This window comes from Ignavibacteriota bacterium (assembly GCA_016716225.1).
GTDB lineage: Bacteria > Bacteroidota > Ignavibacteria > Ignavibacteriales > Melioribacteraceae.
Genome location: JADJWT010000001.1, coordinates 4,271,135 through 4,296,756, shown reverse-complemented (window position 1 = coordinate 4,296,756; position 25,622 = coordinate 4,271,135). Strand labels below are relative to the sequence as shown.

At 32.0% G+C, this 25,622-nt stretch carries 16 protein-coding genes; all 16 read left to right on the top strand.

The window, feature by feature from the left end; genetic code table 11:
• Positions 1–8: 8 nt before the first annotated feature.
• Positions 9–632, top strand: a complete 624-nt coding sequence (locus IPM32_18420; GenBank protein ID MBK8947220.1) for a response regulator transcription factor — start codon at positions 9–11, stop codon at positions 630–632.
• A gap of 109 nt (positions 633–741) precedes the next feature.
• On the top strand, positions 742–2,307 hold the full coding sequence (locus tag IPM32_18415) for a T9SS type A sorting domain-containing protein (protein MBK8947219.1): 1,566 nt from the start codon (positions 742–744) through the stop codon (positions 2,305–2,307).
• 2,713 nt (positions 2,308–5,020) lie between these two features.
• The gene (locus IPM32_18410; protein ID MBK8947218.1) at positions 5,021–5,644 is read left to right on the top strand and encodes a T9SS type A sorting domain-containing protein; all 624 of its coding nucleotides are present in this window, start codon (positions 5,021–5,023) and stop codon (positions 5,642–5,644) included.
• 36 nt (positions 5,645–5,680) lie between these two features.
• Positions 5,681–6,667 carry a T9SS type A sorting domain-containing protein gene (locus IPM32_18405; GenBank protein MBK8947217.1) on the top strand — a complete coding sequence of 329 codons (987 nt, stop codon included), beginning with the start codon at positions 5,681–5,683 and terminating at the stop codon, positions 6,665–6,667.
• Positions 6,668–8,159: 1,492 nt separating this feature from the next.
• Positions 8,160–9,983 carry a T9SS type A sorting domain-containing protein gene (locus tag IPM32_18400; GenBank protein MBK8947216.1) on the top strand — a complete coding sequence of 608 codons (1,824 nt, stop codon included), beginning with the start codon at positions 8,160–8,162 and terminating at the stop codon, positions 9,981–9,983.
• Between the two features lie 327 nt (positions 9,984–10,310).
• A complete protein-coding gene (locus IPM32_18395; GenBank protein MBK8947215.1) occupies positions 10,311–10,901 on the top strand; it encodes a hypothetical protein in 591 nt (196 codons plus the stop codon).
• A gap of 29 nt (positions 10,902–10,930) precedes the next feature.
• On the top strand, positions 10,931–11,209 hold the full coding sequence (locus IPM32_18390; GenBank protein MBK8947214.1) for a hypothetical protein: 279 nt from the start codon (positions 10,931–10,933) through the stop codon (positions 11,207–11,209).
• Between the two features lie 316 nt (positions 11,210–11,525).
• Entirely contained in the window at positions 11,526–12,404 is an 879-nt protein-coding gene (locus tag IPM32_18385; GenBank protein MBK8947213.1) for a hypothetical protein, read from the top strand.
• A 35-nt stretch (positions 12,405–12,439) separates the two neighbouring features.
• Positions 12,440–15,430, top strand: a complete 2,991-nt coding sequence (locus tag IPM32_18380) for a carboxypeptidase regulatory-like domain-containing protein (protein MBK8947212.1) — start codon at positions 12,440–12,442, stop codon at positions 15,428–15,430.
• Positions 15,431–15,760: 330 nt separating this feature from the next.
• A complete protein-coding gene (locus IPM32_18375) occupies positions 15,761–18,934 on the top strand; it encodes a hypothetical protein (GenBank protein MBK8947211.1) in 3,174 nt (1,057 codons plus the stop codon).
• A 47-nt stretch (positions 18,935–18,981) separates the two neighbouring features.
• Entirely contained in the window at positions 18,982–19,617 is a 636-nt protein-coding gene (locus IPM32_18370) for a response regulator transcription factor (protein ID MBK8947210.1), read from the top strand.
• 212 nt (positions 19,618–19,829) lie between these two features.
• Positions 19,830–20,720: a T9SS type A sorting domain-containing protein gene (locus tag IPM32_18365; GenBank protein ID MBK8947209.1), complete on the top strand. Its 891-nt coding sequence runs from the start codon at positions 19,830–19,832 to the stop codon at positions 20,718–20,720.
• A 59-nt stretch (positions 20,721–20,779) separates the two neighbouring features.
• Complete coding sequence (locus IPM32_18360; protein ID MBK8947208.1) at positions 20,780–21,760, top strand: OmpA family protein; 981 nt, start codon at positions 20,780–20,782, stop codon at positions 21,758–21,760.
• 204 nt (positions 21,761–21,964) lie between these two features.
• The gene (locus tag IPM32_18355; protein ID MBK8947207.1) at positions 21,965–22,768 is read left to right on the top strand and encodes a helix-turn-helix transcriptional regulator; all 804 of its coding nucleotides are present in this window, start codon (positions 21,965–21,967) and stop codon (positions 22,766–22,768) included.
• An 82-nt stretch (positions 22,769–22,850) separates the two neighbouring features.
• Positions 22,851–23,795, top strand: coding sequence for a cytochrome c (locus IPM32_18350; protein MBK8947206.1), 945 nt, complete (start codon positions 22,851–22,853; stop codon positions 23,793–23,795).
• 681 nt (positions 23,796–24,476) lie between these two features.
• On the top strand, positions 24,477–25,547 hold the full coding sequence (locus tag IPM32_18345) for a PrsW family intramembrane metalloprotease (protein ID MBK8947205.1): 1,071 nt from the start codon (positions 24,477–24,479) through the stop codon (positions 25,545–25,547).
• The last annotated feature ends 75 nt before the right edge of the window (positions 25,548–25,622 follow it).

Sequence of the window (25,622 nt, the reverse complement as noted above, 5' to 3'; positions counted from 1 at the left end):
CTGAAGTATTGATCATTGAGGATAATGAACTGCTTCGAGACTCACTCAAGGAGGTCATAAACAAAAGTAATTCGATAACATGTGAAAATACGTTTAGTTCCGGAGAAGTTGCTTGTGAAGTCATAAAAAAAAAGGAATTAGTTCCCGATATAATTTTACTAGATATTGGATTGCCGGGGATTAATGGGGTTGACTTAATTCCTGAGTTAAAAATATTGACGCCATCTTCTAAAATTGTTATCCTAACAGTTCACGATGATAATGAAAATGTTTTTAATGCAATTTGTGCCGGAGCTTCGGGATATTTATTAAAAGATTTATCATGTGAGGAAATTATAGCATCTCTACTTGATGTTATGAATGGAGGTGCTCCAATGAACTCACATATTGCTAATAAAGTACTAACTATGTTCAGAGATCAAAATGTTAAATCGAGTGCATATAATTTATCTGAAAGAGAAAAAGAAATATTAAGCTTATTAGTTGAGGGACTAAGTAAAAAACAAATAGGGAAAAAAATATTTCTAAGTCATCATACAGTCGATTCTTATCTACGCAACATCTATATAAAGCTTGAAGTTCATTCCCGAAGTAATGCTATAACTAAAGCACTTAAAGAAAAAATAATTTAGTCCAATATTCTCTTAAAATAAGTTTAAGTATTAATTGTTAAAATCACGTATTTGCGTGATGCCAAGGTAAATCTTTGGATTTATTTTGCAAGTAAAAAAGGAAATAAATGTGAACAACTATCTGAAAACTTTTTTACTTATAATATTCTTTGCAAATCTCATTAATTCACAATCTGACTGGATTCCAGAAACTTCATTTGGAAACAACGGTACTACAAGAATTAATTTTGGATCCGCACATAGTGATTATCCAAACGATATACTTCTTCTTCCTGATAATAAAATTCTTATTGGCGGTATAACAACATCAAGCACAGAGGGATATTTTGTATCAATGACTCAACTTTTTGAAAATGGGCAACTTGATAGTTCAAATTTTGGAGTTGATGGTAGAGTCTTAGTTCACTTTGTTGGAAGAGACCAGGCTAATGTTATTGCAATACAGGAAGATGGTAAGATTTTAGCTGCCGGTTCAGAGGCAACAAGCAATGCAGCCAGTGCCATAACGCCATCATTGTACCGATTTAATGCTGATGGTACAGTTGATACAGCTTTTGGGAATAGTGGTAGAGCAATACATAGATTTACCGGAAATTCGGCTGGTACATTATATGGAATTAAAGTGTTAGATGATGGTAGAATTTTAGTTACGGGTGTCAGTTCTACAATTCATGGATTTGGCGCAATGCGATTTCTACCAAATGGTCAACTTGATCCTAATTTTGGAGTTGGAGGGATTGCAAGAATAAGTTACCCAATAGGGGGTCATTCTGTAGCAAGTCTTTTCCTTGCTGATACCGCAATTATTATGGCGACGGTTGATATATCACCCACCAATATCTTATTGGCTATGATGGATAGTTCGGGGAATCCATACTCAAATTTTGGTGATAATGGAGTTTTGCAGACTGATATCGTGGGTAAATATAATTTTTCGGGTGGTGAAACACTTCTACTAACAGAAGACGATAAAATATTATTATCGGCAACTACACCAAATTCAAGTCCAACAAAGTTTTCAGTATTCAGATTTTTTCTTGATGGTTCTCTAGATTCCACATTCGGAACAAACGGCAGAACAGATATCGCTTTTTCATCGAGTGATGTTTGCTATGATATGACACTTGATTATAACGGAAAAATTTTGCTGGTTGGAAAGGGTGGCAGTGGGTCCGGATTGATAAGATTAAATTCTGATGGCTCACCAGACACAACTTTTGGACCTGAAGGAAAATTTACTTATGATCTTTCAATTGGAAATGGTTCAAATTATCTAAGAAGTTGTCTCCAATTATCTAATGGGGGCATTATTGCAGCAGGAATTGATCATACAAGTAACAGTGGTGATTACGTTGTTGTTAAGTTAACTCAGAATCCTACCGGAGTTGATGACCAGAACTTCATCCAACCAAATGATTTTGCTCTATATCAGAATTATCCAAACCCATTTAACCCAATAACAACAATAAAATACAGTGTAAGTGTTAAATCATATATACGTTTATCTGTCTATGACATTTTAGGAAGAGAAGTATCAACATTAGTTAATGAATCAAAACATGCGGGAAATTATGAAATAGAGTTTGATGCTTCACATCTTGCAAGCGGAATTTATTTCTATAGGCTGCAAGCAGATCCATTTATTGAAACAAAAAAGATGATTCTGCTTAGATAAACGTTTATATGTAATCATATAATTGTAGATAACTTGCTTAATAATAAACATTAGAATTTGAGAATTATTCTAGTATTGAAAATTAGATCATCAATTGGAGAAATTTATTAATATGTATTTAAATATATTTTTTAAAACTGGCTTTAATTATCAACTAATATTTTGTTGTTTTGTTGTGGCTTCATCTTTTATTTTTGCGCAAAATACAGCAAAATTTATCGGTCTTGGGCATTTACCTGGCGGTATATCCAGCCGAGCTTTGGATGTATCAGCCGATGGGTTAGTGGTTATAGGTGGTTACAGTACGAGTGCAGTTCAGTCTGGGTTTATATGGACAGAAACAAATGACTTTCGACCTATTAACAATTTCTTTATTCCTAGAGGTATATCAGGAGACGGTTCAGTTATAGTTGGAAGTTTAAGTGGTAATGCTCTAGCGGGGATGTGGGTGAATGGCTCTACCAGCCAGCTTCCACCAATTTGGACTGGTGTTAATGCCAGCAGTTATGCTATGGCTGTGTCAGCGGATGGAACAATCATTGTCGGTTACAGTTCTTCAACTGAACATGGAGTTACACAAGCCACACGATGGACAGGCGGGCAACCCACTGGACTAGGGCTTGGACCAGGCGGAGATGCAAGTTTTGCGTATAATATTTCACCAGATGGAACTTCAATAGTAGGAACATTCAGACTTGACCAACCATCACCGGATCAAATAAGCCATGCATTTCTAAGTCTTAATGGCGGTAATATTCAATCACTTGGTGCTGGAACTTACCTTGAGAGTCAAGCTTGGGGTGTCTCAAATGGTGGTAAAGTGGTTGTCGGTGCTCTTACAGAAATTTACTCAGGTCCTTTAACTGCAGCCAAATGGACTTCAACAGGCGGGTGGGAAACGCTACGCGGAACAGTGGGAAGCAGTACTGCATTTGATGTATCGGCAGATGGTAGAATTATTATCGGCTCAATGGCGGGTAAGGCATTCATTTGGGATCCAGACTCAAGTGCACGCGATCTTAAAAGCGTGCTGGAAAATGAGTATCATCTTGACCTCACTGGTTGGATTCTTACCAATGCTACAGCAATTGACAGTTCTGGTACAGCTATTGTTGGCTATGGAAACCACAATGGAATGACTGAAGCATGGTATGCAAAACTTCCAAGTTTGAATATAACAAAACCAAAGCTGAATACGCTCTGGATAGCAGGCGAAAAAGATACAATCAAGTGGAAAGGCGGAAAAGAAAATCAATATTTACAAATAGAATATAGTGCAGATTCAGGAAAGACATTTAATATTATTAATTCTATACCGAATGCTGATACTGGACTGTATGTATGGGATATTCCCAAGAGCATCTTATCTAAAAAATGTATGATAAGAATTGTTGATATGGCTGATACAACAATTGCAGATACCAGTAATGTATTCAAAATTAAGCCATTTATACTTACACGCGACAGCAGCGGGCAGTATGAACCTTACAGAAAGATAGATGATCAGTGGGGATATAAGAACATTCAGTTGGATATGTTTCCACAGACATGGTATCAGCAGTTCGATTATCAAGGAGTAGATCCATTTACTGGAAGCCAGTATTCACAATGGCAAGGGGGATATGTCTTTGGTTCTGCAAACTCATCCAATTATCCCGACTGGGTTTCATGGGTAAATACATTTACAGTAAATGCGTGTTATTTAAGTACATCATTAGGGATATACAGTCCAACTGCATTATCAAGATGGCAAGCAGTTAGACATTCTTGGGGTGGTTCATGTTTTGGAATAGCAACATCCAATGGGTTAGCATTTAGCAACAAAAGTCAATTTCATTCAGTTTACAGTAATTACCCGGCGTTTGCCGAACCAATTACAGTTTTATCTAATGATGGTGTAAAAGCGGAAGTAAATGAATTATTTACACATCAATTTGGAGATCCACATAAAGGATACCGAAATAGCATAAGAACGATTAAGACGCCAACACAAACAGTAAACGACCTAAAGTTTTTATTTAAGAATGATATTGGTGAACCGCGGATTTTATGTATAGAAAATAATAATGGTAACGGCGGACATGGTATTTTACCATATAGTATTGAGAAAGATCCAGCAGATACTAATTCTTATAATATCGAAATATATGACAATTCTAATCCTGCATCTAATAATAAAATCAAAATAAATACAGCAGCAAACGGTGGAGATGGAAGCTGGCAAACATCCGATTGGCCAGGATGGGGAGGGAACAAATATATTTATTTGTTTGATGCAGTGATTAATTACTTAACTAATCCCGCTTTATCAAAGCTAGAGAATTCAGAATCCCCTTTTATTTTGGAAGAAACAGAACTTGAAGTGCTTAACCCAAAGACAGCATCTATTAAAATTATAGATGATGTTGGTAACATTACTGGATTTAATAATGATAGTGTTAAAGCCGATATTCCCAACTCCATACCGCTAATTGTTTTTAACGGCAGTGAAACTCCACCATACGGTTATTCATTGCCAACAGATAATTATGCGATAGTTTTAGAAGAGTTTACCAGCGATACAATCGAAACATTCTTCTTTACCGGCAATAAAACATTTACTTATAACCGTTACGATGCAGAGCAGAATCAAACAGACAGATTATTTTTTGATGGAGGATTATCTTTTACAAATCCAGATCCGCAGAGTAAAACTATTAGTCTTCTCAATATTATGAATGAAACTACTCAAGAGAAACTATTCTCATTCAGTTCAATAGAACTTGCGCAGAATGATTCAGTAAAGGTAGAAAATCCCGACAGCAATAAAATAAAACTTACTTCGTTTGGCTCAGCGAAAGATTATGATATTGAACTAAACTTTGTAAATGAAAACGGAATTGGAAGGTTTGGAGAGTTTAATATTCCGTTAACATCTAACAGTTCACATACAATTACTCCTAACTGGAATAATGTAACAAACACCGACCTAAAGATATTGGTAGATGAAGGTAACGATGGAACGGTTGACGACACATTATCATTAACAAATAAACTAACTGGGATTGAAAATAAGCAAGGATCATTACTACCAACAGAATATAAGTTAGAACAGAACTATCCTAATCCTTTCAACCCAACCACAACAATTAGCTATCAAATACCGATTAACAAACATGTAACAATAAAAGTATATGATGTTCTAGGAAGAGAGATAGCAACTTTGATTGATGAATATAAACAAGCGGGTATCTATAAATTGGAATTTAATGCTTCACAACTTGTAAGCGGAGTATACTTTTATAAACTTAGAGCAGGTTCTTTTGTTCAAACTAAGAAGATGATCATAATGAGGTAAATAAATAATTAGGAAAGCTTCTTAAGGAGGTAATATATGAAAACTTTTTTCTACTTTGTAGTTCTAAACATTCTATTGTGCTTAAACGTAAAAGCTCAAAGGTTTGGCAATGCTCTTCAATATGATGGTGTGAATGACTATGTAGATATGGGATATGATTCAACATTTGATGTAAGAATTGCTGTAACTTATGAAGCGTGGATAAATCCAGATACCACTTTAAACGGGTTTATTTTTAATAAATGGGCTGACTTCGCAGAAAGCAAGCAATTTGAATTTTTTGGTAATCGGGTATATTTTTATTTATACGACGTTTTCGGAGGAACACAGCTCGTATCATCTCCTTCCATTCCAATTCATGAATACACTCACGTTGCAGCAACTTACGATGGTTCAACTGCAAAGTTGTACATCAACGGTGTATTTGACACGAGCAAAGCTGTTGGAAGCGGAGTCGGTAACTCTACCCGCAATCTTTATTTTGGTTTTAATCCGATAAGACCTGATTGGAGTCCTCCATTTAAAGGAATAATTGATGAAGTCCGCATATGGAATGTTGCAAGGACAGAATCCGAAATTCAATCTACAATGAACCAAATTTTGAATGGAAACGAAACCGGTTTAATCGCATACTGGAAATTTGACGAAGGAACGGGTACAATAACATACGATGCAACCAGCAATCATAACGATGGCACTATCAGTGGGGCTATTTGGGTTCCAAGTGTGACTTCTGTAAAAAATAATTCTAATGCTACTCAATTATTTAACCTTTTCCAAAATTATCCAAATCCATTTAACCCAAGCACAAGCATTAAGTATACAATAGGTAGTTACCAACTAGTAACACTAAAAGTTTATGATATACTAGGAAGGGGAATAGCAACACTTGTGAATGAGTACAAACTAGCAGGAAGCTACGAAACTGAATTTGATGCATCCAAACTTGTAAGCGGAATTTATTTTTATAAACTCAATACTGGTTCTTTTACTGAAATTAGGAAAATGATTTTGCTTAGATAAGAAGTGGTTATAATAGTTACTTTGAAGATTTTTTCACTGGAAGGAGAAATTGCTGATGAATCCTAGATATAATCAATCAATTAGATTTTATTGGCTAATCATTGCAAATCTTATATTTATTTCGATAATTATGAATGCACAAGATACTGCGCGATTCATCGGGTTAGGACATTTGCCAAACGGAGACTTTAGTCGTGCAAACGATATTTCCGCAAATGGATTAGTGGTTGTTGGTTATGATAAGGGTTATTCATTTCAATGGACAGAGACGGGTGGACTCGTAGCTTTGCCTATGTATCTAAATTCAATAAATAGCGTTGCACAAGCTGTTTCAGGTGATGGATCGGTCATTGTCGGGCAAGCAAGTTTGCCTGGTACTCCTAACAATATTAATAAAGCTGTAAGTTGGGCTGGAGGTACGGTTTCGCCGCTTACTCCAATATCGAATAGTGTCCCAGCATCAGAAATTAGTGCTCAGGATATATGTTCGGATGGGACAAAAATCGTCGGCGTTTATAAACATGATTTTAATGAGCCTAATGATCCTTTTGAAGCAGTAATGTGGAATAGCAGTGGCGTAAAACTCCTTGGTAAACTGCCTGGGGCAAATCATAGTTTTGCTTATGCAATATCTGCTGATGGCAATGTTATTGTTGGTTACTGTAAGTATCCAATTTTTTCAGAAGCTTTCAGAAGTGTAGGGGGTGGATCACTTCAGTCATTAGGCACAGGCGGATATTTTTCAAGCATTGCACATGGAACATCGTACGATGGGGAAGTAATTGTTGGCTCTATTTCGACAATTTCGGATGGTCCGAGCATTGCCGCAAGGTGGACTTCCAAAGGAGGGTGGGATCTATTACAGGGAACAACAGTAAACAGCAATGCTTTTGACGTATCTGCGAGCGGCGATATTATTGTTGGTCAAATGTCAGGGATCGCATTCATTTGGGATAGAAACAATGGTGCACGCGATCTCAAATTTGTTCTGGAAAATGTTTACGATTTAGATCTCACGGGTTGGACGCTCGATATTGCACACTCAATAGATAGTTCTGGAACAGTTATTGTTGGACAAGGAACACACAATGGAATGACAGAGGCATGGTATGCGAAGCTACCTCAATTAAAAATAACCAAGCCAACAAAAAATATAAAATGGATCGCTGGTGAAAATGATACAATCAAATGGGGTGGTGGGAAGATGAATCAATTCTTGCAGATTGATTATAGTGCAGATTCGGGAAAGACATTTAATATTATAGATTTTATAGCCAATGGTGACACTGGGATTTATGTGTGGGATGTTCCCAAAAATATACTATCAAAAAAATGTATGATAAGAATAGTTGATATGGCTGATACAACTATAACAGATACTAGTGAAGTATTTAAGATCAAACCCTACATACTCACACGAGACAGCAGCGGACAGTATGAACCTTTCAGACCTAGCGAAGATCAATGGGGATTTTGGAATTTAGAAGCCCATATGTTCCCACTGACGTGGTATCAGCAGTTCAACTATCAAGGGGTAGATCCATTTACAGGAAGCCAGTATTCACAGTGGCAAGGAGGATATGTCTTTGACTCTGCAAACTCTTCAAATTTTCCTGACTGGGTTTCATGGGTGAATGCATTTGGTGTTAATGCATGTTATTTTACAATAGCAGGTATAGTCACAGATATATACAAATTTGCAGCACTGCAAAAATGGGAAGCAGTAAAAAAGCCTTGGAAGGGTTCATGTTTTGGAATTGCTGCATCAAATGCACTCGCTTTCGCCTATAAAGGACAATTTCAAACCAGGTACAACAGTATCTTTCCGCCATTCGTAAATCCCAAAACGGTTCTATCCAATGATGGTGTAAAGAAAGTAGTAAACGAGCTATTTACACATCAATTTGGAAATCCTTCCCAGCAATCTCAAATTGGCAGATGGAATGTTTTAACTCCAAATCAGACTTTGAATGAAATTAAAACGATGTTAAAGGAAGATAATGTTTCTCCGAGAACATTATCTATTTGGAATAATAACGGAGCAGGAGGACACAATATATTGCCTTATAAACTTGAGCAAGAAGTAGTAATGAAGCATAAATATAATCTTTATGTATATGATAACAGCTATCCTTTCTCAATACCTGCTATAATAAAGATTGATACATTAGGAAACTCATTAAATGGAACTTGGACAACTTTATATGGTTGGGCAAATTGGGGCGGACCGAAATATTTAATGCTGGAAAATGAATCAAACGTTTATCTTAAAAATGCATCATTACCTAAACATGCAGAAGGATACACTTCTCCATTCGTACTTTCTTCAAATGAACTGGAGATTTATACAAACATAAATGCGAACACAAGAATAATCGATGCTCTTGGGAATGTTACTGGTTTTAGTAATGGTTCAATCTTAGTCGAAATTCCTAATTCAGTTCCATTGACATATCTGGATGGCAGTGAAACACCACCTTATGGGTATTCACTTCCAACAGAAAATTACTCAGTCATTGTTGACAATTTTACCTCAGACACAGTAAAGACATTCTTCTTCACAGGCAACAAATCATTTACTTACAAAAGATTTGATGCAGAGCAGAATCAAACAGACAGATTATTTTTTGATGGAGGATTATCTTTTACAAATCCAGATCCGCAGAGTAAAACTATTAGTCTTCTCAATATTATGAATGAAACTACTCAAGAGAAACTATTCTCATTCAGTTCAATAGAACTTGCGCAGAATGATTCAGTAAAGGTAGAAAATCCCGACAGCAATAAAATAAAACTTACTTCGTTTGGCTCAGCGAAAGATTATGATATTGAACTAAACTTTGTAAATGAAAACGGAATTGGAAGGTTTGGAGAGTTTAATATTCCGTTAACATCTAACAGTTCACATACAATTACTCCTAACTGGAATAATGTAACAAACACCGACCTAAAGATATTGGTAGATGAAGGTAACGATGGAACGGTTGACGATACGCTTTCATTAACTAACAAAATAACCGGAATTGAAAATGAGCAAGGATCAATACTTCCAACTGAATTTAAATTAGAACAGAACTATCCTAATCCTTTCAACCCAATCACAACAATTAGCTATCAAATACCGATTAACAAACATGTAACAATAAAAGTATATGATGTTCTAGGAAAAGAAGTAGCAACTTTGATTGATGAATTTAAACCGGCTGGTATACATAGAGTGGAATTTTGTACTTCAAATTTTTCAAGTGGCGTATACTTTTATAAATTGATAGCAGGTAAATATATTGACGTAAAGAAAATGGTTTTACTCAAATAAAATATTAAAATAAATAAAAACCTATCAATTGCAGTTCTCGGAAGAGTATTTATAATATCAGCTGTTTTAAGGTAGTTATTGCGGTTTATATTTTTCAGCAATTTATAAACTCTAAACGGTAAAAAACCTGTTCACCGAAACATAATTTAAAAAATAAAATCTATGTGATTAATAATATTTAAGATGGCAGTAATGAAAGCTTTTAATAGGTAAGAAAAATTACACACTTAAAATTATTTACAACTATTTTACAATTCTTTTACAATTTTATGACAAATCGATTTATGAAAAAAAAGATATTACAATCAACAAAAAAAAGGTTGAAAAATGAAAAAAGTGATCACATATTCTTTGATCTTTAGTTTGATTCTGCAATTAAATGGTTGTTATTCTTTTCAATCAATTGACAATGTCAATCCTTCTCAACTCCATAACATTGAAGACAAAGACATCAAAATAACTCTGAACGATGGAAGAATAATATATTCCAAAAGTTGGCACCATACCTTAGTTACAAATACCTTCCCCTTTATCCTAGTATCTGGAAGTCTTAATAATAAATCAAATGGTCGATCAGAAACTTTTAAAGGAAAAATTTACCCTGCACAATATAAATCTATTACTCAAGATAAAAACGGTAAGGTGTATAATATTTTATTGAATAATGGAGATATAATTAGAGTTATGAGTACTGACTATTTTGAAGTAAACTCCACAACTGAAAATGGATTCATAGTATGGCAAAACGGAAATGAAATTAAATATGATATTAGTGATATAAAATCGATTGAAGTGGATAAGATAAATATTATTGGCATCACTTTGCTAGCAGCTACGGGGATTCTGGTAATTGGATATTTACTTATATCTATGTCTAGTCTTAGTGGTGTTCATCTGCTAGGAAGCGGTAATAATTAATAATCATTAAAATTATATAGGAGGCGGTTATGGGGTTTCCAATTGTAGTTCTATCAATCATATTTCCCTATTTATTTGTCGCTTGTGATGAATTCGAGCCAGACGCAGATGATCTGCAAGATGCCTTTATACCAAATTTATCTTTTAGTGACTATATAACTTATCTTGATTTAGGATCAAACAGGCTTGTAATCTCTGGTACCGTAAAAAACAATGACGGCACAAAATTAACTGCGCCCTATAATGTTGAGTCACAACTATATACAACAAAAACGGGAACAATAAAGCTCAGCGAAAATTATGCATAAATAGGGGTGCCGCTTTCAGAGTGTCAATCAAATTGCCGGACTGTATGTTACTTTTTCTCCAATGCCGATTCAAGAAATTATCAAGATTTTGATGTAAGAGAATTAAGATGGTTTATGAGTGAGTGTGTTTTAATATTCAAATATGAATTTTCAAATTGGAGTGCTGCAGGAAGAAAAAATTAGCTTGCTTAGTATATGATGCTGCAGCAATGAATGGTGAATTATGACTATAATTAGTTAATTAGGATAAGCCCAATGCTGAAAAGAGAGAATTTTTTCTATAAGCAATTTTTATTAAAACCTAAAGGATGTAAAAATGAAAATAAAAAATAAAGTAGGTTTATCGAGCAATTATAATTTTATTGGGTTAAAGTATATAGAAACTCAACACTTAAAAGAAATAGCCCGCCTTTTTAAAAAGATGTTTTACTTTATGGCAATCAGTTTGATTTTCAATTTTATTTTAACAGACTTTATTAAAGCACAAGAAAAATCAAAAAAAAATTCAAATCAAATTGAATTAATTAAGTTAGACCACAATACTAATTTGTATCATGTACAGACCAGTAAGGTTTCTGATAAGAAAACTTACAAAACAGAAAAAAAATCTTTCAGTGCGAATCAATTTGATAATAAAATTAAAAAATTAAAAAAAATAAATGATCAACACAATCTCTTTAAGAACATTTATGAGACAAAAAAACAAGCAGAAAATAAATTATTGCTCAAGAAATCAGTTGAAAGAATCGAGCCGGAAAGAATTAAATTATTTGGAAATCCAACAGAATTTTATAAAGCACCGTTTATTCCAAAACCAAACAACAATTATTTGGCGAAACCTTCGATCTCAAATGTTTTAATTAATGGTAAAAATCACGATACTATTTCAGTTCATGAACCATTTACTCTTACTTTTTCATTTGCCTCAAATTATATATCATCAGTTGTTAATGTTTATTTGGATTTAGATAATGACGGTACAATTAGCGTAAATGATTTTAAGTTAACTGATAATGCATTATTTATGGACAATAGTGATAATGATGCAGATCTCGCAAATGGTTCATATAAGCATTTGTTCACAAGTCAAAGCGGTTTTTCAAGTATTCTTGGTACATTAATATTTGAAGTCAATGATTTTCAGTCAGCTTCATCAGCTGCTATTACAATACTCCAAAACCGAAAGATACCTTAATATTAGGTACAATAAACCCCCCGTTGAAAAATTTATTGGTAATGGCTGGATCACCGTACTTTCCAGAAATTAAAGTTTTCACAGACTCACTGGGCAAATTCAGAATAATTATTGATAGAGAGAAGACACAACAGGTTTATTTACAAACTCTTGATCCATTTGGGATAACGAATGGATATGTTTCTCACAATGATAATATGGTGGTTGACATAAACTCCGATACTACTGAGGCAACTTTCTTTTATTCTCCAGCCACGTCATTTATTGAAGGGTATGTGAGAGATCAATACGGTTTGGAAGTAAAAAATGCTCAAATACGTGCTTATGAAAATAATTATGAAAGAACTATTTTCACCAATACAGATTCGGTTGGCCATTACAAATTAGGGACTAATCAAGGAGAATATGTTATTTCTGCAAGTGCTTGGGCGTGGGAATATCTTGAGGATAATAAAAATGAGACAGTTTATTTACCGGAAACAGGTATTGTTCGGCAAGATTTCACAATCTTCAAAGCGAATAGTACAATCTCGGGTAAGGTAACATTAAACTCAAGTGGCATAGGAGGAATCTCGATTTATGCAGATGCTTATTATAATTCACTTTATTCTATTGTCCTTTCTTCATCTGACGGGAATTATGAAATACCAGTTTACACCTCCTCCAATGAGGAATTAACTTATACGGTTACTGCCTTCGTTATACAAGGTTATTTAGTATCAACACCAGAAAAAACTAATGTATTGCCCGGTGCTACAGATGTAAATTTTGAAATTAAAAGGGTTTCCGGCGGGCTTAAAGGGCGCATAACTGATAATTTAACAGGCGATCCTATTTTAGGAGCTAGGATTAGAGCATACAATAACGAGTATGATGGTAATAAATATTCTAATGATAGCGGCTATTATCGGATGAGTTTAATAGATGGAGAATACCATTTCGAAGTATCGGCTGATGGATATTACCCATACGCGGAATACTCACTTAGTATTACTGGTGTAATGAAGACCAAAAATGTTGCATTAATGAAATCTGGAAGTTTTTCAGGAAAGATAAAAGACGAAGATGGAAATCCCATAAATCAAGCAGTAATTATGGCAATAGATACTTTTGGGTATCCAATCGGATATGATGGGTATCCAGATCAAAATGGAAATTATTTTGTAAGTCAATTAACGACTTCAAAATATGGTGCTTTTGCAATTGCTAGTTTTGGAGTAAGTAATGTTTACATGCCACAGTGGTATGATAAAGTTAATAATAAAGATAGTGCGACTTTTTTCCAAGTAATTGAGGGTTATGATACTCCAAATATAAATTTTATACTTGAAAAAGGAGGTTCAATTTCAGGCAGAGCTGTTGATAATTTTGGGAATGGTATTGCTGGTGTATCAATTGATGTTTTTGATTCATTATTCAATCAAAAATCATACGCCATGACAAATGATTCAGGTTATTATTTAGCAGGAGGTCTTGCCACAGGAAAATATCTTGTAAGAAGCAGCAGTTATGAATATATCGAACAATGGTATGATGGTGCAACATCCTTCGAAAACGCAACAAAAGTTTCAGTTGTTGTCAAGCAAACCACTCCCAATACAAATTTTATATTGTCATCAGGGGCTAGTATTTCGGGAACTATAAAAGATAAACAAAATAATGTAATACCTGGGGCCTGGATTACCATTACTGATAGTACTTTCTTACCTACAAACTATTCTTATTCAGATAATGAAGGTATTTACATTGCTCCCAAATTGCAAGCTAATAAAACCTATTACATTATGGCGGAGAGCTATGGTTATGCACGTCAATGGTATAATCTGGTCTCATCATCCGATTCTGCAACTCCAATAATACTCCTAAATGAAGAAAAAAGAGAGAACATTGATTTTGTTTTACAGAATGCAGGAAGTATATCCGGAAGAGTATTTGATAACTCCGGATATCCATTAAGTTATATTGATGTTAACCTTGAAGATAGTTTAGGGAATTGGAGTGGTTTTGGAAGTACAGACCTAGAAGGCTTTTACATTATAACTAATTTAGCATCAGGAAAATATTTTGCAAAGGCCTATGATTTTAATGAAACTTATGCCGAACAATGGTTTGATCAAAAAAATTCCAGAAGCGAAGCAGACCAAATAACTGTAATTGAAGGCAGTATTACAGAGAATATCAATTTCAATTTATACAAAAATCAAAATGATACTATCTTAATTAAATTGGAGTTGGTAAACATACCTGATACTCTGATATTCAGCCAGTCTTACGTGAATGATTACTGGGTCGACTACAGTTGGGGGATAAATCTTGATGTTGATGGCCTCAACTCAACTGGAATGAATGGTTACGAAATTGAGATAACGATTCTGCATTACAAGCAGCCTGGCGAATTACCCTTTGTATCAAATCTATTAGATGCTTGTCATACTGAATTGATTGAATGGAGTGGACTTAATGGTGAAGTTCGACATCATAATTTTAATTTTTATATAGATAAATCAAATAAAAATTTGTTAATGATTCCTGTTCCTAAATCATGGTCAGAGTTAACAGGAATTAGCAAAAATACCAAATTTTCATCTAACACTTATCACTTAGCCAGTAATGAAACATTCCAAGATTTTACATCAAGTGGATATGGTGGAAATACTATTTCAGACGAAATTGGAGATGTTACTTATGATTTTATTGATATTGTTTCAACATCATGGGAGGCTAAATCAGTCATCTCAGTGCAAAGTGCGAATGAAAAACCAAATATATATTCACTTTCACAAAATTATCCTAATCCTTTTAATCCAATCACAACAATTAGATATCAGATACCGGTTAACTCACATGTCTTACTAAAAGTTTATGATGTTCTTGGACGAGAAGTAGAAACTTTGATTGATGAATATAAACAAGCGGGTACATATAAATTGGAATTTAATGCTTCACAACTTGTAAGCGGAGTGTACTTTTATAAGCTTAGAGCAGGGAAATATATTGACGTAAAGAAAATGGTTTTATTACAGTAATTCTGCTAAAAGGAAAAATCATTTACAATGTTTTTGAATTTTTAATTTGACAAAGATTGAACACCCGTCTAAATTTAAGCGAGAGTTTTTACTCTTAATAAACTTCTTAGAGGATTTTCAAGAAAGCGAACTGTTACAAATTTGAATTCAACTATTAATTTTTAGTTAAAGTAGAATTTTCATAATTTATTTAATGAACCATTAAAAATTATATGTACTGAAGAAATTACAATAATCAAAATATATTATAATTATTCCAGATCTAGAGAAACCATTATTAAAGCAAAAAAAAATAATCATTTGCTATTGCCCAAAGTGTTAAAATCTATTTTGTTAATTACTCTCACTTTTTTAAATAACCAAATTAACTCTCAACAGAATAAAATTAGATTTGATCACTTAACAGTTAAAGATGGGCTTTCACAAACAACAGCCAATGCAATCATTCAAGACAAACATGGATTTATGTGGATCGGTACTCAAGATGGACTCAACAGATACGATGGTTATAATTTTAAGATATTTTCTCAAGAATCGGGAAATACTAACTCCTTAAGCAATAATTATATCTGGTCGATTTATGAAGATAATGATGGTATTTTATGGATTGGAACATTTGGCGGAGGTCTAACAAGATTTGATCCATCAACAGAAACTTTTACTCACTTTAAAAATGATTTTAAAAATCAAAATTCAATTTCCAGCGATGATATATTCGAAATTTTAGAATATCCTGAAGGAACATCGTGGATTCGCAGTGGTATTGGAATAAATAAGTTTGATAAAAAAACTAAAAAGTTTAAACATTATTTCAGTAAGAGTTCCAGTATAATATCGAATAAAAATCTTTATATAAGTGCTATTGCAATCCAACCGCCTAATTTTATTTGGGCAGCTATTGATTCATTTCTTATAAAATTAAACATTATTACAAACGAGCTCAAATATTTTTCAGCTTATCCAGATTCGAAAGGTATTAAATTTGGGAATATTTTAAATATAAAAAATTTTGGAAATGAGTTATTTATATGTTGTAGTGCTGGCCTAGTAAAAATTGATAATGCAAACAATGCTTCATTACTCATAAAAAGCCCAACTTTTATAAACGAGAAAAAAACAATATTCAATAATATTTTGATTGCCGGAGAATTTTATTGGATAGGAAGTAATAACGGATTATTTCAATATAGTAAAGATGGAAGATTAATAAATCATTTTACCAACAATCCCAATGATCCATATAGTTTGGCACATAATAATGTAGTCTCGCTTTATGAATCGCAAGAAGGAATAATTTGGGTGGGTACTTATGGCGGAATTAATAAGATCGATAGATTAGTTGAAAATTTTACTCTTGTTCAATTTAAACATGCAAATAAAAATACACTCAGTCATAAAAGTATTGGGCCAATCTTGGAAGACAGAAATAAAATTTTATGGCTTGGCACTCCAGATGGTTTGAATGCATATAACCGAAAAACAAACAAAAATATTATATTCAAAAATATTGCAAATAAAATAAATTCCATCAATTCAAATTATATACTTTCATTATACGAGGACAAATCTGGGAATATATGGGTGGGTACACGTAACGGCGGACTTAATATGTTTAATTATTCAGAAACAAATAAAATTAAAGATATTTCATTCAAGGAAATAAAATTATCAAAAATACCTCTCCGGATTCAATCTATATTAGAAGACAAAACGGGATTGTTTTGGATTGGAACTGGAGGTGATGGTTTGATAGCGTTCAACCCCAATACCAAAATCACAAAACAATATTCATTTTCCATAGATGGAAACGGACCCTCACATTCCTTTGTTTATTGTATGTATATTGATAGCAAAAATAATTTTTGGCTGGGAACACCTACGGGAGGTTTAAATTTATTTAACCGAAAAAGTGAAAAATTTATTTATATAAAAAATGAAATTAATGATCCAAATAGCTTAAGTAATAACATTGTTCTGTCAATATTTGAAGACAGCAGCCATCAGTTATGGATTGGAACATCTGGCGGTTTGAATAAATTGACTACTCCACTCGAGGAAAAAATGTTTGAAAAGGCTGAAAATGTTTCTATTAAATTTAATTTCAAACAATTTGGTAAAGCTGATAATTTTCCTAATGAAGTAATTTATGGATTACTTGAAGATGATGATCAGAAATTTTGGCTTAGTACAAACAAGGGATTAATTAGATTTGATCCAAAGAAGGAAATTGTTACAAAAATTTTTAATGAAAAAGACGGATTGCAAAGCAATGAATTTAATCAAAATTCGTATTTTAAAAATAAGCAAGGAATCATGTTTTTTGGTGGAATAAATGGATTTAATTATTTTCAGCCTGATAGTATTAAACAGAATAATTTCATACCGCCAATTTGTTTTACTGACTTTCAATTATTTAATAAAACTGTACCATTAAAAAATAATTCTAAAGATGAAATTTTTACGATATCCAAGCCAATTTATATGACTGATTATATTGAGCTATCACATGATAAAAATGTAATAACGTTCGAATACGCAGCATTAAATTATATTTTACCAGAAAAGAATCAATATGCACACATGCTTGAAGGATTTGATAATAATTGGATTGATGCAGGATTCCGCAGAAGTGTGACTTATACAAATCTTAATCCGGGACAATATATACTTCACATAAAAGGTTCCAATAATGATGAACAGTGGAATACTAAGGGAATGTCAATAAAGTTGGTCATTTTTCCACCCCCATGGTTGAGTTGGTATGCTTATCTTATTTATTTTAGTTCATTCTTTTTTGTAGTATTTCTTTTTATAAAATTCAGAATCAATTCTGCAAAAAAAGAAATTGAAACTCATGCAAAGATTGAGGCAGCAAAACTTAAAGAAAGAGAAGAAGTAAGAAAACAAAGCGCAGCTGATTTTCATGACGAAGCCGGAAATAAACTAACGAAAATTTCTTTGTTTATTGAACTCGCCAAAACTGAAGTAGAAAACAATAATTTATTAAATCAATATCTATTAAAAATAGAAGAAAATACAAAGGAACTTTCATCTGGTATGAGGGATTTCATTTGGGTTATAGATCCCACAAAAGATTCATTGTTTGATACAATAAACAGGCTTAAAGATTTTGGGAATTCCATTTTTGATTATACTGATGTTCGATTTAATGTCATAGGATTAAATGAACCAATGAAAAAAATTAATTTACCGATGGAATATCGCAGAGCAATAATGCTGATTTTTAAAGAAGCAATAAATAATTGCATTAAACATTCTTCAGCAAAAAAAGTAACAATTGAAGTTGCTGTAAATGATCTTTTCACCATACATATAAATGATGATGGTAAGGGATTTGATTTAAATATGAAATCAAAAGGATATGGAATAAATAATATGATAAATAGAGCCAAAAAAATAGGATGTGAATTGCAAATTACTTCTAAACCTACCGAGGGAAGTTCGATAATGCTAATTGGTAATATACCTCAAATGAGTAATTGAAAAATTTATATAATTTATCATTTTTAAATAAGATAATATTTACTAAAATGAACCAAAATATTAAAGATATTACAGTATCTATTGTAGATGACGATTATGAGATCAGAAAAATGCTTGCTTTAATTATTGATAGGTCTCCTGGTTTTTCTTGCAAACAAACTTATAATGATTTAGAAACAGCTATGGAAGCAATTATTAAAAAACCGGTTAATGTTATTTTGATGGATATAAATCTACCTGAAATGAGTGGAATAGAAGGGGTTAAAATATTAAAAGAAAAGTTACCATCAACGGATTTTATTATGCTAACAATTCAAGAAGATAATGAATCAATTTTTAAATCACTCTGTGCTGGAGCTACCGGATATCTTTTGAAGGAAACACCGCCTCTTTTACTACTTAATTCAATTAAGGAAGTAACAGAAGGTGGCTCACCGATAAGTCCTGGTATTGCAAGAAGAATAATTTCTTCCTTTCACTTAAATTCTCAATCCCCATTGTCGAAGAGAGAATCGGAAATATTAGAAAAACTTTGTATCGGAGATAATTATAAGTTCATCGCAGATTCCCTTTACATTAGTGGTCACACGGTTAGAGTGCATATTAAAAATATTTATAAAAAGTTACATGTTAACTCACGTGCTGAAGCTGTTAATAAAGCAATCAAAGATAGATTAATATAAAACTCAATTCTTTTTAAATAATTATTTAATATGTAAAAATGATTTAACAATTCGACCAGTTTAATTTCTTATCAATCCAATAATTCTCGCAGCTTTTTAACTATTCCCCAAAATTAAAAATACCGCAAATGAGTAATTGAAAAACCAGTACTTGTAAAATACATTTAACAATAAACTTATTTTGAGATAAATTAAATGCATCGGAGTTAAAAATGAGACATTGGTTTCTGAAACAATTAATTATTGTTCTATTGTTAGTTTGGCAATTAAATTTTATACAAGCACAAAATCCTATTCCAAATGCTGGTTTTGAAAACTGGTCAGGAAGTACTCCTATTAATTGGACATCTAGTAGTATTCCCGGCTTTGAAAATATTACCAAATCAACTGATGCCTACAGTGGTAATTTTGCTGTTAGAGGAGAAGTGATTGGTATTGGGGGATTTCCAAATCCACCTATATTATATACTGGTTCTCAAACACAACAAACATTTCCGCTCTCAGAACGTTTTAGTAAATTCTCTGGGCAATACAAGTTCAGCCCTCAAGATGGAGATATGCTTTATATTGAAATTGCTTTTATAAACCTAAGTGTTGGTGGAGGAGCAGAAGGACGTGCGACAATTGCTGCAGGTACAACATCCTTTCAGGAATTGGATATAGTAATGGAATACGATGCAAATAATCCACCAAATTGGCAACCAGATCATGGCAGCATTAGTATAACAATCTTACCGCCAGAAAACCAAACACCGCATATTGGTACGTGGTTTATTATTGATAATTTTACCTTTGATAATTATCCAGTAGATGTAAAAGAAATTGATGGCGGTATACAAAACAAATTTACTCTTGAGCAGAATTATCCAAATCCATTCAATCCCACAACGAATATAAAATTTACCATACCTGATTTTTCTTACGCTAATTTAAAGATTTACAATATTCTTGGTGAACAAGTTGCAGAACTTGTTAATAATAAACTCCCTGCTGGAAAATATAATGTTACTTGGGATGCTGCAAATATGGCTAGTGGAGCTTACATTTATATTTTGAAAACGGAAGTAAATTATCAAATGGGCAAAATGATTTTAATGAAATAAAATTATTTTAAAATGATTTTAATCTGTTTAATGTTTTTAAAATTTATATAGGTAACACAGTGAGAAAAAAGATACTTATTCAATTTATTATTGTTATATCATTTAGTAACATTTTTTTTGCTCAGCAAGATTTAATAAACAGCAAAGACCATCCCTTAATTAGCAGGTATCCAGGTTCGTACATTGTTTTTTATGACGAACAGGAATATAATCAATATTCCATAGCTACTGGACCAGTGTCAGGTTATAAAACAATAAGCGATTGGATAGACATTGAGGGAAAATTTACAAGAATCTATTACGAGCTTAGTGGTAATATTACAATTACTCAAATTTTTTCAAATTATTTAAAAACCATGGAAAAATCTGGATTCAAATTTCTCGCAAAAGGCATAAATAAAGATAGAAATATTTCAAAGGAAGTTGGAGGAGGATCTTGGCTTGGGATATTCTATAACAAAAATAATTACCCTACTAATTCAAACATATTATTAGGAGCTGGATCAGCATCAGTAGGCGGTACTTGTTATATCGCTGGTAAATTATTAAATGGATCCAAAACTACTTATGTGATTATTGGTGGTAAAGAATACAGTCAGCATAAGAAAATTTACATGATTGATATAATTGAAGAAACCAAAATGAAAGATGACCTTATTTTAATAAATGCTGACAATATGCTAAATGCTCTAAAAACTACCGGTAAAATTGCACTATATAGTATTTTCTTTGATTTTGATAATGCAAATTTAAAATCAGAATCTACATCAACAATAAAGGAAATTGCAAGTCTTCTAAAAAATGATATCAATTTGAATTTATATGTTGTTGGGCATTCTGATATGAATGGTAAATTAGAGTACAACATGAATCTTTCTCAGCAACGTGCAACTTCTGTTGTAAATGAACTGATTAAAAAATATGGTATTAATGCAAATAGACTTTCAGCTTATGGTGTTGGACCTCTTTCACCAGTTTCAACGAACCAAACTGATGAAGGGAGAAAATTAAATAGACGAGTTGAGTTAGTTGCAAGATAATTTATCTTGTCAAATATAAATTTTAAGTTTCAGAAGAAATGTGAAATAAGCTTTTCAGTTAGTATTAGATCAAATTTTAGAACTGAATACGGACTTTTTTTTGATTTCAAATTAAAACATTAGTCAAAAATATTATTTGAAATTATCGACACGGTGTCTTATATTTAAAGAAAGACCTATTGGTATAACATATCATTATTCTTTATGAAAGTAGAGACATCTCGTTTTTACGATAATGAACTTGACAAAATTTGCAATGTAGTTTGGCAAGTTGATGGAATACCATTTTATCAAAAAGAAATTATTCTTCCCAGTGGTTTTGTTGAAGTAATTTTCAATTTGTCTGCTGAAGTAAAATATCAATATGGAAAATATGAAAAGTTTAATTTAGTGCCAAAGTTTTTTATAAATGGTATTAATACAATTCCAATTAGTCTAACTCCACAAGGGCATCATGCTTTTTTTGGAATTCAACTTTATCCTTTTGCACTAAAAAGTTTATTTAACATACCCGCATACAAAATAACAAATGAAGCAATTGAGTTGAACGAAATTTTCCCTAATGCTCAGGAATTATGGTATAAACTTATTGAAGTAGATAATTTTTCTAAAAGAAAACAAATTGTCTTTTTTGAACTTAAAAATTTATTAGAGAAAAACAAAAAAAAATGTGAAATGTTTTGTTTTATTAATGCACTACATTTTTTGCTTTCAAATAAATCAACAATTTCTGAAATGGCAAAGTTGCTCAACATTTCTTCAAGACAATTACATAGAAAAGCTTTAGAATTTCTAGGCACCAATCCCGAATATTTTATTAAATATCATAGATTTGTAAATTCCGTTAAGTTAATTAATCAAAATAAAAATTCATTAACTGAAATTGCATATTTATGTAAATATTTCGATCAATCTCATTTTATTAGAGATTTTAAGCATTTCTCAAACTTAACACCACTTTCTTATCTAAAAGAAAGAAAAGGAGCAAACGGACATATTTATTTTTAACATTTGTCCTATACGTACAATTTTTTCCTATGGGCTATTTATATTTTAATATTTATTTTCAAAATTTCTAAAGAGGATAAACATGAAAATATTAAAAATATTGGTAATCCTTATTGCTATAATTTTATCATTAGTAGTAGTCGCAATAATATACTTCAATGCAAGTTATCCACCTCACTATAAAAATGAAGCCCAAGATATTACGGTTGAAATAAATAGTATTAGATTAGCAGAAGGTAAAAAAATTGTTTCAATGAATTGTGCTATTTGTCATATTTCTAATGACGGAACATTAGGGGGTCGTGTTTTTTCAAGCTATGGTCCTATGGGAACAAGCTACTCTGCAAATATCACAAAAGATGTAAAATATGGCATTGGTCGTTATACCGATGGTGAACTTATTTATTTATTACGAACTGGAATTACAAAAGAAGGAAAGCTCACTCCTCCTTGGATGAGTCGTTTTCCAAATCTATCAGATGAAGATATTTTTTCAATAGTTGCATTTTTAAAATCAGAAAATGAAATGGTTAAACCTGTACAAAGTTTAGCGGGAGAAAACGATCCGTCTCTGTTATTTAAAATATTAATGAATCTCGCATTTGAACCTTTGCCTTATCCAAAAGAAAAAATTAGTTCTCCACCAATGGATAATATAATTGCTTATGGAAAATATCTTGCTACTGCAAAATATGAATGCTACAGTTGTCATGGTAGAGATTTTTCATCTGTAAATGTTTTTGAACCTGAAAAATCCGAGGGATACTTTGGTGGAGGTAATGTTTTTACAAATCCAGATAACGATTTAATAACTTACTCAAAGAATTTAACAATGGATAAAACCGGTTTAGGTAATTGGAACTTAGAATTATTCACAAAAGTTTTAAAAACCGGTAAAAATCTTAATGGAACTAAACTTGAATATCCAATGCAAAAATATAATCTTTTAACTGATTATGAAATAAATGCGATTTGGGAATATTTAAAATCTATCCCCAAAATTGTTTATTCTAATGAGATAAAATAAATTATCAAAAATGAAAGTCGAATATCCTTATGGTCTGGCTATCAAATATTGCATTTTTCTGTAATATTTTAATTATTGCATTAGCATGAATTATTAGTTTTTATAAATTTTTTGGATGGTTCGGAATTTTGAAAAGATCGTATCTTTTTTCTGAAATATCTCAAAAATGAATTATTAAGTAAAACTTAAGCTTTGAGATTTCTCTCCTCATAAAAACTTCGGAATCGAAATGACAATTGCAAATTTGCGACATGTCGAATAGCTTTTTGATGAGACATCTCAATTTTTTATAAATAAGATTTTTATTGTTGACGAATATTAAATCTTTTTCTTACTCATAATCTTATTCTTACTCTTAATCGCTTTAAAAGATAGAGTAAGATTAGGCTTAAGAGCAAGATTAAAAAAAAGTAAAAATCAACTAAACTTATTATTATAATTAATTAGAGAAATTCCAGCAAACTTTTATAAATATTATGAATTTTATTATTATAAATTAAGATCATAGATCCTTATTTTTCTTGCTATTTAACAAGAAAAATCCAAAATTGTAGTTGAAATATCTGTAAATATTGACATCTTATCCTTTTAAATTTTCTTGATGAGAAAATGATTTTTAAAAATCTAAATCAAGATAGAATATATATTTTTCGCATATGAATTTAAAAACCAGGGTAATTTATGGATGAAGATGAATTTAATACCTCCCAAAAAATAAATTCTCAATCGAATGAAAATGAGCATCAACCATTTACTATAAAAGTAAGTGATAGAGTGACAAATCTTGCCGGAATAGAAAAACTTGAAGAATTCAATATTAAAGAATTTTTTGAGGATGTTTTGAAAAAACATTCGACTGATGAAATTGAAGAATATTTTACAGTTGGAACAAAATCTACAACACCAAATATTGAAGACGTTGATACAAATTGGCCAAGACCATGGGTATTCTTTAAAACTTTTATAGGAGCAGTGGTTGTTTATTTTCTATTTGTTCAGGGTTGGAAAGAATTTCAAAATATTAATCTTGTACCAGGATTAATTATTGTAGGTTCATTTGCCGTTCCAATTTCTGCCTTAATTTTTTTTGTTGAGGTTAATGCTCGGAGAAATATTTCACTTTATCAAGTTATTCGTTTAGTATTTATGGGTGGGATCTTATCAATTATAATTTCCTTAATTTTATTTCAGGTAAGTGATGCGCTTAAACTTAATTGGCTTGGAGCTTCTGTTGCTGGTATTGTTGAAGAGCCTGGAAAAATTTTAACATTATTAATTGTTGCAAATATTAGAAAATATAGTTACACGTTAAATGGTTTACTTTTTGGTGCTGCTGTAGGCGTAGGTTTTGCAGCTTTTGAGAGCGCTGGATATGCCCTTTACAACGGATTAGTAGATCCATCCCCTACAGCAATGATGGATAATATTATGTTAAGGGGAATGTTATCACCTTGTGGTCATATTGTATGGACTGGCATGTGTGGTGCAGCACTATGGAAAGTTAAAGGAAATAATAAATTCCAATTTTCCATGTTTTCTGACCCGCGATTTACAAGAATTTTTTTTATTGCAGCAATTATGCATATGATATGGAATTCACCTTTGTATCTGCCGTTTCACTTGAAATATTTAATACTTGGTATTACAGCTTGGATAATCATTTTTGGATTTATTCAAGAAGGTTTAAAACAAATTAAAAAGGAACAAATTTCATTTATAAATGAAAATAAAATAATTAAAATGAATGCCTAATGAAATAATTTCAATTTTTCATTATTGGTATTTAATTAAAGTTAAAAATAGTTAATATAAAATGGCAAAACAATA